At 31.0% G+C, this 17542-nt stretch carries 15 protein-coding genes; 8 read left to right on the top strand and 7 right to left on the bottom strand.

Annotation, left to right across the window (positions count from 1 at the left end):
* Positions 1 to 155: 155 nt before the first annotated feature.
* The 3 genes from AWE51_RS01560 to AWE51_RS01550 all read left to right on the top strand — a co-directional run bounded on the left by AWE51_RS01560 (position 156) and on the right by AWE51_RS01550 (position 3945).
* Positions 156 to 1868: a helix-turn-helix domain-containing protein gene (locus tag AWE51_RS01560; RefSeq protein WP_082832269.1), complete on the top strand. Its 1713-nt coding sequence runs from the start codon at positions 156 to 158 to the stop codon at positions 1866 to 1868.
* A gap of 47 nt (positions 1869 to 1915) precedes the next feature.
* Positions 1916 to 3610, top strand: a complete 1695-nt coding sequence (locus tag AWE51_RS01555) for a helix-turn-helix domain-containing protein (protein ID WP_066308466.1) — start codon at positions 1916 to 1918, stop codon at positions 3608 to 3610.
* Between the two features lie 131 nt (positions 3611 to 3741).
* Entirely contained in the window at positions 3742 to 3945 is a 204-nt protein-coding gene (locus tag AWE51_RS01550) for a hypothetical protein (protein WP_066308464.1), read from the top strand.
* 250 nt (positions 3946 to 4195) lie between these two features.
* Here AWE51_RS01550 and AWE51_RS01545 read toward each other — a convergent pair whose 3' ends face one another.
* Both AWE51_RS01545 and AWE51_RS01540 read right to left on the bottom strand, forming a co-directional pair.
* Complete coding sequence (locus AWE51_RS01545; RefSeq protein ID WP_066308458.1) at positions 4196 to 4996, bottom strand: MOSC domain-containing protein; 801 nt, start codon at positions 4994 to 4996, stop codon at positions 4196 to 4198.
* A 3-nt stretch (positions 4997 to 4999) separates the two neighbouring features.
* Entirely contained in the window at positions 5000 to 6280 is a 1281-nt protein-coding gene (locus AWE51_RS01540) for an acetyl-CoA C-acetyltransferase (protein WP_066308457.1), read from the bottom strand.
* A 277-nt stretch (positions 6281 to 6557) separates the two neighbouring features.
* Here AWE51_RS01540 and AWE51_RS01535 point away from each other — a divergent pair, with 277 nt between their 5' ends.
* The 4 genes from AWE51_RS01535 to AWE51_RS01520 all read left to right on the top strand — a co-directional run bounded on the left by AWE51_RS01535 (position 6558) and on the right by AWE51_RS01520 (position 11167).
* Positions 6558 to 7097, top strand: a complete 540-nt coding sequence (locus tag AWE51_RS01535; protein WP_066308456.1) for a carboxymuconolactone decarboxylase family protein — start codon at positions 6558 to 6560, stop codon at positions 7095 to 7097.
* A gap of 57 nt (positions 7098 to 7154) precedes the next feature.
* Positions 7155 to 7574 carry a nuclear transport factor 2 family protein gene (locus AWE51_RS01530; RefSeq protein WP_066308448.1) on the top strand — a complete coding sequence of 140 codons (420 nt, stop codon included), beginning with the start codon at positions 7155 to 7157 and terminating at the stop codon, positions 7572 to 7574.
* Positions 7575 to 7583: 9 nt separating this feature from the next.
* Entirely contained in the window at positions 7584 to 8465 is an 882-nt protein-coding gene (locus AWE51_RS01525) for a helix-turn-helix domain-containing protein (protein ID WP_066308445.1), read from the top strand.
* 155 nt (positions 8466 to 8620) lie between these two features.
* Complete coding sequence (locus AWE51_RS01520; protein WP_066308559.1) at positions 8621 to 11167, top strand: glycoside hydrolase family 2 TIM barrel-domain containing protein; 2547 nt, start codon at positions 8621 to 8623, stop codon at positions 11165 to 11167.
* 167 nt (positions 11168 to 11334) lie between these two features.
* Here the strand turns inward: AWE51_RS01520 and AWE51_RS01515 are convergent, their stop codons facing one another.
* Positions 11335 to 12213 (bottom strand): haloalkane dehalogenase, encoded by an 879-nt coding sequence (locus tag AWE51_RS01515; RefSeq protein ID WP_066308443.1) that lies wholly within the window; start codon positions 12211 to 12213, stop codon positions 11335 to 11337.
* A 181-nt stretch (positions 12214 to 12394) separates the two neighbouring features.
* Here AWE51_RS01515 and AWE51_RS01510 point away from each other — a divergent pair, with 181 nt between their 5' ends.
* Positions 12395 to 13297 carry a LysR family transcriptional regulator gene (locus AWE51_RS01510; protein WP_066308440.1) on the top strand — a complete coding sequence of 301 codons (903 nt, stop codon included), beginning with the start codon at positions 12395 to 12397 and terminating at the stop codon, positions 13295 to 13297.
* Between the two features lie 42 nt (positions 13298 to 13339).
* Here AWE51_RS01510 and AWE51_RS01505 read toward each other — a convergent pair whose 3' ends face one another.
* From AWE51_RS01505 to AWE51_RS01490, 4 genes are all read right to left on the bottom strand, one after another.
* Positions 13340 to 14899, bottom strand: coding sequence for an alpha-L-fucosidase (locus AWE51_RS01505; protein ID WP_066308556.1), 1560 nt, complete (start codon positions 14897 to 14899; stop codon positions 13340 to 13342).
* 274 nt (positions 14900 to 15173) lie between these two features.
* On the bottom strand, positions 15174 to 15992 hold the full coding sequence (locus AWE51_RS01500) for a class I SAM-dependent methyltransferase (protein WP_066308439.1): 819 nt from the start codon (positions 15990 to 15992) through the stop codon (positions 15174 to 15176).
* A 31-nt stretch (positions 15993 to 16023) separates the two neighbouring features.
* Positions 16024 to 16566, bottom strand: a complete 543-nt coding sequence (locus tag AWE51_RS01495) for an NAD(P)H-dependent oxidoreductase (RefSeq protein WP_066308437.1) — start codon at positions 16564 to 16566, stop codon at positions 16024 to 16026.
* A 19-nt stretch (positions 16567 to 16585) separates the two neighbouring features.
* Positions 16586 to 17542 carry a hypothetical protein gene (locus AWE51_RS01490; RefSeq protein ID WP_066308435.1) on the bottom strand — a complete coding sequence of 319 codons (957 nt, stop codon included), beginning with the start codon at positions 17540 to 17542 and terminating at the stop codon, positions 16586 to 16588.

The raw sequence follows: 17542 nt of genomic DNA, 5'->3' as shown, positions 1-17542 counted from the left end.
TAGTTTCAATAGACAGTAAACTACAAGTTGATATTCCTGATATTTATAAATCAGGACTTTAAATTTATAAATGTCAAGTAGTATTAGGATTCTAAAATCCCTATTTTTACAGTCTTTGTCAGAAATATGATGATCTCTATTCTAATGGTATTGGTATGAATAAAAGATATTTACTTTTAAGTAGTTTATTAATGTTATTTGTTTTTTTAGAACAAATAAACGGGCAATCCAAAGCCAGCAATGCAACACAAGAAGTTTCAAATTTTGATAGATTAAGAGCAAAAATATCAACACTACCTGATAGTGTGAAAATACAAACATTGTTAGTTTCGTTAAACGATGCTAAATCACAGGCTGATACTCTAGCCATGGCAGATGCGTATTATTTTTTGTCAAGGGTAACGGGAGAAAATCAGACGTTATATAAAAATAGTTTTGTGTATGCAGATAGTTTGATTGTTTTAACAGAAGGGAAAGGGTATTTTAGATATCCAGCAAGGGGCTATTTGAGTAAAGGAATAGGAGAATATGAACATGGAAACTATGAAGAAGCTTTAGGGTTTTATCTAATAGCTTCTAAATCAGCAAAGAACAGTAAAAATGAACTCTTATATCGAACATTAAAATTTAATATAGGGTTATTAAAAGATATTGTTGGCGAAATAGAAGAAGCTCAAACTATTTTTGTAGAATATTTGAATTTTCTAGATCAAAACCCTAAGTACAAAAATGCAATTACTTATAATAGAGTTCTTTTTGCAGTAGCTGATTCATATCTTAAGAATAACCAGTTTGATTTGGCAAAACGATATACTAATATAGGAATTCGACATACTTTAAAAATAGATGATAGTCTCACATATTCTTACCTTGTTATTAATTCTGGAATAATAGATTATCAATTAAAAAGCTATCATAAAGCTATTGATAGTTTAGAAAAAGGAAAAAAGATAATACAAAAGTCAAATGAAAAAGGCCTAAGAATTGCATTATGTGATTATTATATAGGACTTTCTTATGATTCTCTTGGAGAAATAGAGAATAGTATATTATATTTTGAAAATGTAAATAAGACTCTCGAAGAAACTGAATATGTAGTTCCACGAGTGTTAGATGCTTATAATTATTTAATCAAATATTATAAATTTAAACAAAATGTACCGAAGCAAATTGAGTATATAAATAGTTTACTAAAATTTGACAGTATAAAAGATGATAGTCAAATACATTTGATTAAAGGAATAAATAAAAAGTATGATACGGTCGAATTGATTTCTGAAAAGGAAAGGCTAATTACAGAATTGAAACATGAAAACTTTTTTAATAAAGATAAGATTAATGTTTTAACCCTTTTCCTTATAGTTTTGATTTTAATAGCTATTTATGGTTATAGAAGAAACTATATAAACAAAAAACGATTTCTTAAATTACTAAATAAGACTAAACAGAACAATAAAATATCAAATAAAGAATCCTCTTTAGATAAAGTAAATATTAGTAAAGAAGTAGTTGATCAGTTGCTTGGGAAATTACTAATGTTTGAAAAACAAGAAATTTATCTTCAACGAAATATAAATTCTAAAGATTTAGCAAAAAGATTTAACTCAAACTCTAGTTATTTATCTTTGGTAGTGAATAGATATAAGGGAAAAAGTATGAATCAATATATTAATGATCTGCGAATTGATTTTATTGTTGAAAAATTGCAATCTGACACAAAATTTAGAAAGTATACAATTAAAGCAATTGCACAAGAGATAGGCTTTAATACAGCAGAATCTTTTGCAAAGGCGTTTCGTAAAAAAACAGGTATTTACCCTTCGTATTTTATTAAGAACTTAAAGAACGATAATAAGGTTACTATTTAGTATTGATTTAATAAGATACAAGGTTTATTAATTAAAATTACAGCCTAATGAGCAAAAAATATTGGCTTTTATGTTATTTGATAGTTTTATTTGTTTTTTTAGAACAAATAAACGGGCAATCCAAAGCCAGCAATGCAACACAAGAAGTTTCAAATTTTGATAGATTAAGAGCAAAAATATCAACACTACCTGATAGTGTGAAAATACAAACATTGTTAGTTTCGTTAAACGATGCTAAATCACAGGCTGATACATTGGCTATGGCAGATGTTTATTGTTTTCTATCTACTCTAAATAAAGAAAAACAGCTATCATATGCAGATAGTTTAATCTCATTAACTAAAGGAAAAGGCTTCCCAACTTACCCAGCTTTAGGTTATTTAGTAAAAGGAAATGTGTATTTTGAAAAAGGAAATCGTAAGAAAGCTTTGGATTTTTATCTCAACGCTTCAAATTCTGCTAAGGAAAATGGAAATGAGAGTTTATACAGGACATTAAAATTTAATATAGGTTTATTAAAAAATGCTTCAGGAGAACGAGAAGAAGCGCAAATTATTTTTGAAGAATATTTAACTTTTCTTAAAAAGAACCCTGAATACAGTAAACCATTGAATATAAATAAAGTTCTTTTTGCTTTAGCGGATTCATATATTCATAGTAGAGAATTGGATAAAGCAAAATTTTATACTAATGAGGGAATAATTGAAACTTTAAAGGTCAAAGATTCAACAACATACTCTTATCTAGTAGTTACTTCAGGAATACATCAATATTTATCAAAAAAATATATTAGAGCTATCGATAGTTTACAAAAAGGCAAAGACTTAATTAAACAATTTGATAAAGAAGAAACAAGAGTCGCTACTTGCGACTATTATATAGCTCGTTCTTATAATGATCTTGGCGATACAGAAACCAGTATCAAATTTTTTAAAAGCGTTGATCGTATTTTTAAGGAAACTGAAAATGTTATTCCTGAATTGATGGATACGTATAATTATTTAATCAAGTATTCTAAATCAAAACAAGATGCAGAAGGACAAATTGAATATATCAATACGTTGTTGAGGTTAGATAGTATTAAACATGCAGATCAACTATACTTAACCAAAAACATTAATGAAAAGTATGATACCGTTGAGCTTATTGCAGAAAAAGAAAAGTTAATAGATCAATTACAAGAAGAAACTTTTTTAAAAAGAGATACAATACTATTATTAATCATAATTCTTGCAATAGTTCTCGCTCTAGCGATATATGGTTTTAGGAGAAGTTACCTAAATAAAAAGCGATTTGAAAGATTACTTACAGCTCAAAAAAATAGAGAATCTGCGGAAACAAAACCAACTATCATTACTGAACTTCCAAAAAAGGAAGAGTTAGATATCCCTAAAGATGTTATAGCAACCGTATTAAAAAAGCTTCAGAATTTTGAGCAGTCCGATAAGTTTTCTAAAAAACATTATACTTTGAATTCGCTAGCCAAAGAATTACAGACTAATAGTGCTTACTTATCAAAGATTATTAATGTATATAAGAATGTGAATTTTGCCAATTACCTTAATAATTTAAGAATCGACTATGCCGTTGCACAGTTAACAGAAAATAAATCTTTACGATCCTATACTATCAAGGCTATAGCTGAAGAAGTAGGTTTTAAAAATGCGCAATCATTTTCTTCTGCTTTCTATAAAAAAACAGGAATCTATCCTTCCTATTTTATTAAAAAAATAAGCAACTGATAATCAGTTTCTTGTGTTTTTAAAATTATAAGAAATACTACCTAAAATTAATCAATTTTGGGCAGCGTTTCCTGTTAGACATAATTAAAACGTGTACTTTGTGATTCTTCAAATTAAAACTTTACTTTCACATGAAAACAAATCACAAAAAATCTTTACTCAATTTAGAAAAAACCAAAATTGCAAAATTAGGGGATATGGCTTCAATCAATGGGGGAGGAATTTCGAAAGTGTCAAATACTACTAAAACGGATTTACCAACGTCTTCGTTAGAATGTTTAACATCAATTAATTCAGGCATAACTTCTCCTATAGGACCGTTAACTTATATTTAGATTAAAAATAACATTTCAGGAAAATTATCCATGAACTAGCGTTATTTGTCCATTTCATTTACGCGGATTCAAAAGTATTTTTGTTTTAATAATGATGATTACAAAACGATGGTTCTAAAAAATAGATATTAGAACTATAATCATCAATATAATCTTAGAAAAGTATCGGTAACAAAAGCTTTGTAAGATTGTTTTAATTGGGGTTTGGTTACATGATTGCCAGACCTCAATTAAAAAAATACACACTTTATTATTGCAATCGTACAGGTTCGATAATTTCTATTTCATCACCGACCGTAATTATTTTTCCTTTTTCTGATTCGGGCACAAATGTATTCACGGTTAAATGATACAAACTTCCATAGTTTGACAATAAACTATCTGTTGGTAGGCTTTTAGACCTACTTTCTAGCATCGTTTTTACAAAGGTTTTATCTGTTTCTCCTGTAAAGGGATCTCGAGGAGGAACATTACAACGTGCTCGAGGACTTACACCAATCATCTCAACATTGCCTACCAGAAAACGAAAACCGATACCTTGTTCACCAAATAGTTTTTCTTCCCAATAAGGATCTACACCTCCGATTTCAATATTGGCCCGAAAACGTAATCGCAAATCTTCTAGTGTATGATCACTAAAATCTTGATGTAAAGATTGTAAAGATGCTTCACTAACAATAGTGATACTACTCGCCTTAGGAATGTCCATAAGTTCGCCTCTGGTACGATGATATAAGGTGAGTTTCATATCAAAAAAATCTTCTAAATACTTTTCTAACGCTTTATTATTTTCTCTTAACTCAAAATCATTTATTTCTCCCCCATCTCTATGAGATAAGAAAATACGTTGATTAGGTAAGTCGTAAGTTGCTTTTAATTGATTAACACGCCCAGTTCGTTTAGCGTTTACATAGCGTCGGTCATCTGCAACCATAGCAAATTCTCTATCATAACGAAGTGAGTGAATGCCTATTTCTGCTTTATTAACTTCTATGGGGTCTAATGATTTTACAGGATAGACACGAATTTTTGAGATATAAGGTTTTTTCATTTTTTAGCCTTCGACAATAGCTGCTGTTCCCATTCCGCCTGCTGTACAGACAGAAACAAGACAACGACCACCTCCATTTTCTTTTATAATTTTTGCAGCATTGGCTAGTACTCGGGTTCCTGTTGCAGAAAAAGGATGTCCCATGGCAGTACTGCCGCCTTTTGTATTTATTTTAGTACGATCTATAGCGCCCAAAGCTTTATCTCTATTAAGAACATTACGCGCAAAATCATCACTTTCCCATGCTTTTAAAGTTGCTAACACTTGTCCAGAAAAGGCTTCATGTATTTCATAAAAATCAAAGTCTTGTAATGTGAGATTATTACGTTTTAATAGGTTAGAGACCGCTACTGTTGGGGCAAGTAATAAATCTTCTCCATTTACATAATCAAACGCCGCATTTTGAATATCTATCAAATTTGCTTCAATTTCTAAATTATGTTCTTTTGCATATTCTTCAGAGGTAAGAAGAATTGTAGAAGCTCCATCGGTAAACGCTGAGCTATTTCCTGCAGTTAGCGTACCAGAATCTGATTTGTCAAATGCCGGTTTTAGAGTGCTTAGTTTTTCAATAGAGGTATTGCCTCTAATAATACTATCCTTTTTGATCCCGTTAAATTCATAAACTAAATCGTCATAAAAGCCATCTTCATAAGCTTTTTGAGCTTTATGATGACTCAGGTAAGCAAGTTCATCTTGCTCAATTCTATTAATACCCCATTTTTTTACAGTTAATTCTGTATGATCACCCATACTCATTTTGGTGCGAGGTTCGTATACACTTGGATACAGCAATTTAAAAAAGTCAAACCATTTTGTTTTAAAAATTTGTTGTAATCGCTTTCCAGTTGTTTTTGCATTTCGAATATCCATAAGGTCCCACGCCAAGGATTGACGAATAGTCAATGGAGTGTCACTATTGGTATCACTTCCTCCTGCAATTCCGATATCAATCTGCCCTGTTGCAATTTTCATGGCAATAGTATTCGCTGCGTCAAGACTTGTACCGCATGCCCTACTTATAAAATGAACTGGAGAATGAGGGTCTAATCCGCTACTAAGGACATTTTCTCTTGCCCAATTCCAATCTGTTGAATAATGAATCAAAGTTCCTAAAGCAATTTCGTCAATTTTTTTTCCTTCAAGATTATACTTTTTAACGAGAGCCTTTAGAGCACCGGTCATTAAACTATTGTTCGAAACACGAGTGTAGTGGGTAAAAGATTTTGTAAAAGGAATCCTGGCTCCACCAATAATAGCAACTTTACGATTAAGATTATTCATACTTAGATTTTCAAATTAGTTTTTACCTATTGACAACATTTTCAGTTCATATGATTTGTCCTGATATTATATGAGATACTTACATTTCAACGTAGTACAAATTTGAGATTCATTTTTAAGAATCTCCTTGGAGAATGTACGCTATTAAATGGACTTTTTTCCCTAATATAAAGTTAAGGACAGTTTTTGGGGAAAATTATCCATCAACTTGCGATGATTGTCCATTTTACGAATATTAATATGATAGTATACTTGTATAGTTTTTAAAGAGAATTATATGACCAAGACATTCAATATCCCTAAGAAAGAAGAGGTTGGGCCGGTTAACCAAGCTATTTTTGAAGTTTTTGAAGAAACGTTGGGGTTTGTTCCAAATCTACATGCAGTTTTGGCGCACTCAGAGAATGGTTTGTTTAGGTTTTTAACGTATCAAAATTCTGAAACGTCGTTAAATGGAATGGAAAGAGAAGCTATAAATCTAGTAGTAAGCCAGTTTAATGATTCTATCTATTGTTTAAGTAGTCATATGGTTTTGGGAAAAATTAAAGGATTTACTGAAGAAGAAATTGTTGATATCCGTAAAGGAAGAAGTGGTGATATTAAAATAAATACATTAGTAGAATTAACTATAGAAATACTAAAAAATAAAGGGAACGTACATGAAAGCAAGACCAAGGCGTTCTTTAAACAAGGATACACCAAAGAGAATCTTATTGATTTAATGCTGCAAATAAGTGAGAAAGTTGTTTTGAACTACTTGCATAATTTTACTAAAGTTGCTGTGGACTACCCTTTGGCTCTTACTTTAGAGGAATAAAATGAATACGTATTAGTATTAAAACTTTATATTTAATAATCGAATTAATAAATAGAGATGAGTAAAGAACAAAAACTACCATTGCCTCCTTTTACCAAGGAAACTGCCAAACAAAAAGTACAATTAGCAGAAGATGCTTGGAATAGTAAAGACCCAGAAAAAGTCTCTAAAGCATATACTGTTGATAGTGAATGGCGGAATCGCGTAGATTTTATAAACGGAAGAGAAGAAATTGTCGCTTTTCTAACTGAAAAGTGGGAAAAAGAAAAAAACTATCAACTTAAAAAAGAACTTTGGGGGTATACAGAAAATAGAATCGCAGTTAGGTTCGAATATGAATATCAAAATAAAGAGGGTAACTGGTTCAGAGCATATGGCAATGAAAACTGGGAGTTTGATGAAAATGGACTCATGAAGAAAAGATTTGCTAGTATTAACGACTTATCGATACGTGATAATGAAAGAAAATTTAAATAACAATGGGTGATGTTTAAAGAAAATGTTTTTACATTAATTAATCAACAAAACGGAAATTTAGCTTTTAAACTTTTCTATTTTCAGGATAATAGTCATTTTGATCATATTCAAAGACTAAATTATTTTTCATTAATATGGATTCAAAAAGGAACAGGGAAAGTAAAAGTTGATTTTTCTGAATATGATTTTGTTGAAAATGATTTATTAGCGTTTGCACCCTATCAACCGTTTATGTTAATTCATGCTGAAGAGGTTAAGGGAGTCGTCTTGAATTTTCATCCTGATTTTTTCTGTATTCATAAACATCATAAAGAGGTTTCTTGTAATGGAGTTTTGTTTAATACAGTTTACAGCTCTCCGATTGTGGCAATAGATAGTGTTTCTGCTACTACTTTAGAAATGGTTGTAAGCCAATTAAAAACCGAATTACATAATCCGGATTTGGCACAATATGAACTATTAATATCTTATTTAAAAATATTTTTGATTACAACTTCTAGACTCAAAAGTCAGCAAATACCAGAATTTAAGGAAGAACAATCTGATAGTCAAAATCCATTTATTTTACAAAATTTAAAAGACAATATAGAAGCTCATTTTAAATCGAAACATTCTGCAAGTGATTATGCTGATTTATTAAATATCTCTCCTAAATCTTTGGCAAAAATCACTAAGAAATACTTTAATAAAACATTAACTGATCTAATCTCTGAGAGAATAATTATTGAGGCAAAAAGAGAATTGTATTTAACGAGTAAAACAGTTAAAGAAATAGCTTATGAATTAGGATATCAAGATGAGCATTATTTTAGCAGATTTTTTAAAAACAACACAGATGTATCTCCGCAACTATATAGAGATACTGTTGGATTTGCTCATGCAGAGGAATAATTATGATAAATGGTATAAGAGTGTACGAATAGATAAAATGTTATAACATTTTATCTATTCGTTGTATATGAAAAGATAGGATCATTATAGTTTTGTCGAATAAAAACATCTTTAAAAGAAAGATGTTGACATTAATAAACTTACCTATTAGTATAATGAAATCGACATCCTTTTTTTGCAGTATCGCGATTAGTGTTTTTCTTTTGGCATGTACATCAGATCAATCCAAAACTTCTAGAATTACCGAAGACTTTAATTTTAATTGGCAATTTCATTATGGAGATACTAAGAAAGAACAAATTGGAAGTTTATCTGATGAAAATTGGGAAAATGTAAGATTACCTCATGATTGGAGTATAGCACAAGAGTTTACACAAGAAAAAACAGCAGGAGCAACAGGATTTTTACCTGGTGGGATAGGTTGGTATCGTAAAAAGTTCAACATGCCTGTTACTAGTGCAAATAAGCTTACATGGATCCAATTTGATGGAGTATATTCAAACTCAGAAGTATGGATTAATGGTCATTACCTGGGTAAACATCCTTATGGATATACACCGTTTGCTTACGAACTCACAAAATATTTAAAATACGATCAACCTAATCTTATTTCTGTTAAAGTAGATCGTTCTGCTTATATTGATTGCCGATGGTATCCAGGCTCTGGGATTTATAGAAACGTAAAACTTGTGACCAAAAGCAAAACACACATTCCGCAATGGGGTGTATTTGTAAGTACCCCAAAAGTTACTAAAGAAAAGGCAGTAGTAGCGATTAATTCAACAATAACAAATCAAACTTCAGAAACACAAAGAATTGTTATTAAATCTACAGTTTATCACGATGGTATTAAAATCAAGAATGTTCAAGACACTATTAAAATAGAACCTAATTCATCAAGAGATAAAATACAAGAAACAAATATTGAAACTCCTTACTTATGGGATATCGAAAACCCAAATATGTATCAACTTGTTTCAGAAATTATGATTGATAATATTGTAGTGGATAGTTTTGAGACTCCTTTTGGAATTCGATCTTTTTCTTTTGATAAGGATAAAGGTTTTTTCTTAAATGGGAAACAAACATTAATCAAAGGAGTTTGTATACATCACGACGGAGGACTTGTAGGAAGTGCTGTACCTAGAGGAGTTTGGAAGCGTAGATTGCAAAATTTAAAAGAAGCTGGTTGTAATGCTATTCGTACAGCTCATAATCCACCATCAGCAGAATTTTTGGATTTGTGTGATCAAATGGGATTTTTGGTTCAGGATGAAGCTTTTGATGAATGGGATAACCCTAAGGATAAAAGCCATAATTATAATCAGATAGAGGCTAGCCCCCTAACAACAGGATATACAGAGCATTTTAGCAAATGGTCTTCTCAAGATATTAAAAGTATGGTATTAAGAGATAGAAATCACCCCTCTGTTATTATGTGGAGTATTGGTAATGAAATAGAATGGACCTATCCTAGATATGGTGAATCAACTGGGTACTGGGGTAAGAATAAAGTTGGTGATGTTAATTACTATTGGGATGAACCACCATTATCTATTGATCAAGTAAAAGATAATTTTAATAAAGGAAAAAAAGGAAAACATATTCTGGCAACTACAGCAAAAAGACTTTCAAAATCTGTTAAAGCAATAGATACTACTCGTCCTATTACTGCTAACCTTACAATGCCAACAGTAAGTAATTTTTCTGGTTATGCCGATGCGCTAGATATTGTAGGATTAAGCTATCGCCAATCCGTGTATGACTATGTACATCGCAATTATCCTGAAAAAGTATTTTTAGGAACAGAAAACTGGGCAAAATATCACGAATGGAAACACGTGCTGGATAAGGAGTATATTGCCGGAATATTTTTATGGACCGGTATTGATTATATGGGAGAGTCTAGAGAATGGCCTATCAGAGGTTCTAATAGTGGTTTGTTGGATTTTGCAGGGTTTAAAAAGCCAGCCTTTCATATGTTTAAATCATTATGGTCTGATGATCCTCATATATTTATCACAACACAGTTAGTAGATAAATCACCTTATGTTTGGCAAGAATCTAAGAAAACATTAATCGAAAAAACTCCAAACTGGGCAGCTAGACAAAAGTGGGGATGGCATGAGGTTAATGAGCATTGGAACTACAAAAAAGGAGAAGATATTGTGGTCGAAGTGTATACAAATCAGCCAGAAGTAACCTTATTTTTAAATGATACGTCTTTAGGAACTAAAAAACTAAAAGATCAAAATGATCATATTTTAAAATGGCTAGTTCCGTATCGTCAAGGAAAATTAACAGCAAAGTCTAAAGTGACTAAAATAGAAAGCTCTATTACCACAGCTCAAGAATTAGCACGGGTTGCTATAAAGGTAGATAAAGAGAACTTAAAGGCAAATGGTTATGATGTAGCTCATATCCAAATCCAATTAGAAGATAAAAATGGAGTCCCAATCAAGAATAACGAGAAAGAAGTAATATTTCATATCGAAGGTGATGCTAAACTTTTAGGTATTGATAATGGAGGAAGAGAAGTTTTAGAAAAACACCAAAGCAATCGTGTTACAACTTCTAAGGGGAAGGCATTATTAATTATTCAATCTAATTTAAATGAAGCTATGATTAATATCAAAGCAACTTGCGATACAATTGATAGTAAAGTTTTACAGGTACAAATTCAAGATCTTCAAAAAGAATAATAGTAATATCGTTTTTTGTACTAAACATTACTTCTAATTTTAAAGAGAAAAGTTTACTAAGTTGATTAAAAATACGGCCCTTAAGTTAGAATAGAATTTACGTAAGTCATATTCTAAATTAAGAGCTGTATAGGTTAGCTTATAAGGTGTTAGATTAGTCTTAAAGACTAATCTAATTCAGTAATCCACTCTTTTAATGTCGATCCAATTAATTCTGGATTGTCTTCTTGAATAAAATGAACTCCTTTTCCGATATTCACTGCTTTTAGTTTAGGGATATTGTTAAGTATCCAGTCTCGTACAGATTTTGGCATAAAAGCTCCAGGTTCCGCATAAAAGAACAACTTCGGTATTTTAGAGTTTTGTAAAGCTTCTCTATAGTTTTTTACAATCGAAGCGGTTAATTCAGGTTTTCCGTGTAAAGGTACTTGAGAAACAAATTTCCAGATGGGTTTTCTGCTTTCTATGGTTTGAAAAGGAGCTTTATAAGCATCCAGTTCTTCTTGAGTTAAATCTCTTGAAACCCATGTTGGTAGAACATTATTTAAGAATATATTGTCCTCTGCAATCATTTTATACCCTCCGGGACCACGAAGTTTATTGAAAAAATCAATATTTTCTTTTGGAAAAAATGTACCAATATCCTGAATAATACCTTCCATAAAAACAATAGCTTTTATGTTGTCTTTATGATTTGCAAAATAATGAAACCCTAGTCCAGAACCCCAATCATGCAATACCAAAATAATGTTTTTAAGCTTCATTTGCTCAATTAGATTCTCTATATAGGCATACTGCTCCATAAAAGTATAGTCAATGGCAGGCTTGTCTGATTTTCCCATTCCGATTAAATCGGGAACAATAACGTGATGTCCTATTTTTTGAACATAAGGTGTAATATTTCTCCATAAAAAACTGTTTGATGGATTTCCATGTAAAAAAAGGATTGGATTTCCTTTTTCTTCTTTTCCATATTCAAGCACATGCATTTTACTACCATATACTTCATAGTAATTTGAATTTGTTTCTTGGTTTTTCTGAGTCATAGTTTAAACTTTAGTGGTTATTGAAAAAAGTATAGATGATAGTGTAGTAGTTTCATTTTTTTTGAAAACAGAAGAACTTGTTTCATATTTCCTAATCAACATTTCTAAAATTCAAAAATAAATCAATTGTGTTTATAAGAAAAATGAATTAATTTTATAGTATTGATAAAATTTATGAATAATGAATGTTTCTTTACGGAATTTGAAATTGGTTAATGTTATTGTAAAAGAAGGATCTGTAACAAAAGCCGCTGATAAATTATTTCTTTCTCAACCTGCATTAAGTCACCAGTTAAAAAAACTAGAAGAAGAACTCGGACTCAAAGTATTTAATAGATTGAATAAAAAATTAATACTCACAGAAGTAGGTCAAGTACTTTTTGCGAATTCAGAAAAAATGCTAGCATCGATGAATCAACTTAATTCAGAATTGGATGCCATTAAAATGGGAAAGAAAAAAAATATTAGATTAACTACCGAGTGCTATACATGTTATCATTGGTTACCAAATGTTGTTCGTGAATTTAGACAAGAACATCCAAAGATTAACGTTAAAATTGATATAGAGGCTACAAAAGAGCCTTTAGAATATTTAATAGAAGGTAAAATTGATTTGGCTATTGTAAGCACTAAATCTAGTCATCCATCAATTCATTTTGAACCTTTGGTAACAGATGAAATGGTTGTGATTTTATCTAAAGACAATGAACTAAGTACGCAAAAAACAATCAACTTAACTGATTTGATCAATCAAGATTTAATTTTATATGATATTCCTGAAGAAAAAAACTATGTGCTTACAAGTATACTACATAATAATGTTGGATTTGTACGTACTATTCAAAAAGCACAATTAACCGAGGCAATTATCGAACTGGTTAGTGCAAATTTGGGGATCTCGGTTATGGCAAAATGGTCCGTTGTTCCTTTTTTAAATCATAAAAATCTAGAAATAATTCCTTTTGATTTAAATGTAGGAAAAAGAGACTGGTACATCGCTAGTTTAAACAAAATTTCTAATATTGAGAATTCATTTGTTGATGCGGTAAAAAAGCACTTTAATGAATCGCTTCTTAAAGTGTGATAATAGATGATTTAGAAATCCGTCAGTTATAAAATTATATATTTAGTCTTTATGGGCATCAACAGTACCCCCAATATTATTTTCGGTATATCCTTCAAGAGTTATTTTAAATGAATGTGCATACGATGTAGGAAATGATTTGGGCTTTTTAATTAGTAAACCTTGCTCATTTCTTTCCCATTTTATTTCTTCTGTACTTCCTAGTAGTTGGATTTTTTCAATTTTAGAGTTTAGCAATCCAATTTGTGTAGTAAGGGATTTAATTAAAATATCGCTCTCCGGAGTGTCTAATACTATTGCAAAAATCTCTTTATCAGATCTTTTTGTAAATCTAATATCTGTACTTGTATAGGAGATTTTTATTTTTTCAACTTTGTGCCCCCCTTCAGAAAGACGAGTTGGGCCTTCTCCAAAGATTGTCCAAGGACGTGTTTTATAAATAGCCTCACCATTTATTTCGAGCCAAGCACCCATATCTTTTAATAAATCGCTCATTTTTTCGGGTATAGAACCATCAGGGTTTGGAGGTACATTTAAGAGCATCACACCATTTTTTGAGACGATATCAACTAAAATGTCTATAAGTTCATTTGGAGTTTTAAACTTTGCGTTTGGACGATAAAACCATTGTCCGGGAGAAGTATCGGTTAGCCAAGTTGCTTTTTTAGGTTGATTAGGACGCCCACGTTCATAATCTTTAATAGCATTTTCTTCTGTAAAAGTACTTTCTTTATAACATACCGCAACTTCTTTATTCCATTCTAATCCTTTATTGTAGTAATATGCTAAAAATTTAAGTCTGGATTCTTCAGTCATATTTTCGAGCCACCAATCAAACCAAATTAGATCAGGTTGGTATACATCAATAAATTCTTTCAATTTAGCCCACCATTCTTTGTAAAAACGATCCGAAGGAATATCTGAATCTAATTCATGTGGATCTGTATAGAGGTCATAATCTTCAGATTTTATTCCACCGTAAGCATGGGCTGGAGCAAAATATTTCCATGTAAAAGCATGATGAAAAGACCCCATAAACTTCATCCCTTTAGCTTCAATTTCTTTTTTAAGAGCGGCAGAAGGATCAATTCCTCCATAATTCATAGAATTCCATCGAGTGGCTTTGCTATCCCACATTGCAAAATTATCATGATGCATCGCCACTGGACCGGCAAATTTTGCTCCGGAAAGTGCAAATACATCAGCCCATTTTTTAGCATCAAAAGCGGTAGGTTTAAATTGTTCAATAATATGCTTATAACCATACTTTTTTGGATCACCATACTTTTTTTTGTGATGTATATAATTTGATGTAGGTTTTGTTTTTTCTCCTTTAGTAAGTTTACCATTTTGATACATCAACATACCATGCCATCCTCCGTAATATTGATTAGGATCTGCTCCAACAAATGCCGAAGATACAGGACCCCAATGAGCATATATTCCAAATTTAGCATCTTGAAACCAATTAGGAGTTGCCGTAACGGTATTTACTGATTCCCAACTTTCTTGATATTTTTTTGTTTCCTGAGAATGCACATATCCCATTGTGCTAATTATCACTAAAAAGAAAAAGAGAACTCGTATGTGATTAGTTTTCATAATTTGCATGTTTTCAATTTTTAATCCGAAAAACTTGATTAAAGATTAGTCAAACTATAATCACTAGAGGTTTTATTTTTATGATGATTGTAACACAAAAAAGCTAGGATTTAGTCTTGATTCTTACACTTTTCGAAGAATATAAATGTAAAAAATAAAGACAAGTACACTTAAAGTTTTATTACCATAAATGGTCAAAAAACTAGATAATATGATCAAACTAATTATGTTAAATAATAGAATAGTTTAGATGTTCGGTCACTTTTGTAAAGGGTTATTTTTGAGTTTTTAAGATATATGCGGCCATTTTACCAAAATTATTCTTATCGAATCGATTTAATTTTTTCGTAAAGATTTCTTTAAATTTTTCTTGTTTTTCTAGAGGTAACGCTTTTAACTTAGGTCCGATAGGAGTTCCGTATACAAATGCAAGAGCTTGATTCACTCCTTCAGGTAGGTGAAGATTCATGGATTGTTTTTCAATTTTGATGGTGTTAAAGCCAGCTTTTGTAAAAACCGTTTTTAACTCGTCCTTTTGCATATAATCAAAAGGTATGCGCATTAATTGAGATAATTCTTTTTCTTCTATTTCCTCTAATGTTTCGCAGAGCATTCCAAAGATTTCACATTCAGAAACAGGAAGCCAAGTAGAGATAACTAATTCTCCTCCTTTATTTAGTATTCTATATATTTCTCTGGCGGCTTTGTGCTTATCAGGAAAAAATTGAAATCCTTGTTGGCATATTACAGTGTCTAGAGTATTGTCTTCAATTGGGATTTTTTCTGCGGATGCATGAATGAATTCGATTACATCTTCACAGCCTAATTCTTCAAACTTCTTTTTATTAATGGCAAGCATTTCTTCATTTAGATCTAAAGCAAATACTTTTCCTTTACAAGTGACATGATTTAAAAGTTGTTTTGTAACAGCTCCTGTACCGCAAGCTAGATCTAAAACATATTTACCAGACCAAGGCTTGTTTTCTGTAATAAGTCTTGTGGTCCAAGGTTCAAAAAGTAAAGGAACTAAAACTTGGTCATAGGCTGTCGCTATTGAATTGTTTGCAAAATCAAATTTTATATCATTACTCATTATCTGTCTTTATTAGTTAGTTGTTTTAGATTTATGACACTAAAGTTAGTAAACGATTAGCATGTTCTTTTGCTTTATTTCTCACCTGTATTTGATCTTCTTTTTTCCAAGCAATCATTGAATGTGAGTACACAGGGGCTATATAGTTCATAAGACATAATTTTGCCGTTTGTTTAATGGGATACAAAAATTCTTCCATCGTATACTTATTCGCTCCATCACTTTTATACGCTTCGAGTGGTGTTCCGGTAGTAGTACTGACAATAAAACTTTTTCCTTTTAACTTGTCTCCTCCTTCTCCATATGCAAAACCATATGTTAATACTATATCTATCCATTGTTTTAAAATTGGCGGTACACTATACCAGTAGAACGGAAACTGAAAAATAATGTGGTCAGCCTTTACCAGTGCATCTTGTTCTTTTTTTACGTCAATATTAAAGTTGGGATAGAGCTCGGATAAATTGTGTACATCATAATTTTTTATGTTATCTATTAAAGAATCAACTATTATTTTGTTAGCTGTAGAATTTTTATAATTGGGATGTGCTATGATAATAAGTGTATTTTTCATGTTGTTTGGTTTAAGTATTTTATAATTCGAGCTTCTTTCTCCAGTGTTTGTCTTTATTGTGATTTTGATTCCAATAATCGGTTTTAATAGTTTTTAAGAGTTCGGCTTTAGAGGTTTGTAGTTTTTTTTCATCTCCATAACCACTATAGTGGGTGTCTTCCCATCCTAAAATAGCATAAGGAAATATTGAAGTGTAGTGTATCGTAAGTTCACGTTCTAATTCAGGATAGTTCATGGTGTAATGGGAGGTGCCTTTATCATCATTTTGTAGGGTGATGATTGCTTTGTATGCTTTTGGTTCTCGATTTCTTAATCGTAAGAACGACATTGACGGTATAATGTCATACTCGCCAATAGGAAGTAATTCTGGATTCAAACGCATCAATGTCCATAAATCATCTTCTAATATTGTTTTTTTAATCACTTTATTTTTAAAAGTAAATCCTTCATAATATGAACTAAAATCAAATATAAAATCAGTTTCGTTTTTCATTTCAAGGTGAGTCATACCACACCATTCTTGTAATGAAGAAGTAATTTTTAGCGAAGTGTTTTCTTTTTCTAAAGGAAAAAATGTACTAGTCATCATCGAATACGGATAAATACCAGTATTAAATTTTAGTGTTTTGTTGAGTTTTAGAACAGATACATTGTTGGGATTATTGTGATCAGCTTTTGTATTTGCTTTTTTAGAAAATGGCTCTGTTACGTATACTAAAACTGCTGTGCCTTGGTGTGTTTCACCATATCTGGCTTGAGTTAATTTATAACTCGAAAGTTCTGCTTTTCCGTCAAACCAAAACTCTTTTGTTTTTTTAGAAACGGTTCTTTGCCCTTCAAAAATAAGGTTAGAGATACTAGTATTCAAGGGGAGTTTTTCATCTTTTTTGGATTTAGTAAAAGATGAGATTATAATAGTTAAGATTAGTATTCCGGACAGAGAAAATAGTGATATATAAATGTTGCTTTTTTTCAT

Source organism: Aquimarina aggregata (assembly GCF_001632745.1).
GTDB classification, from domain to species: Bacteria; Bacteroidota; Bacteroidia; order Flavobacteriales; family Flavobacteriaceae; genus Aquimarina; species Aquimarina aggregata.
Note: the sequence above shows the minus strand (reverse complement) of the source record. Positions and strands in the feature narration are given on the sequence as shown.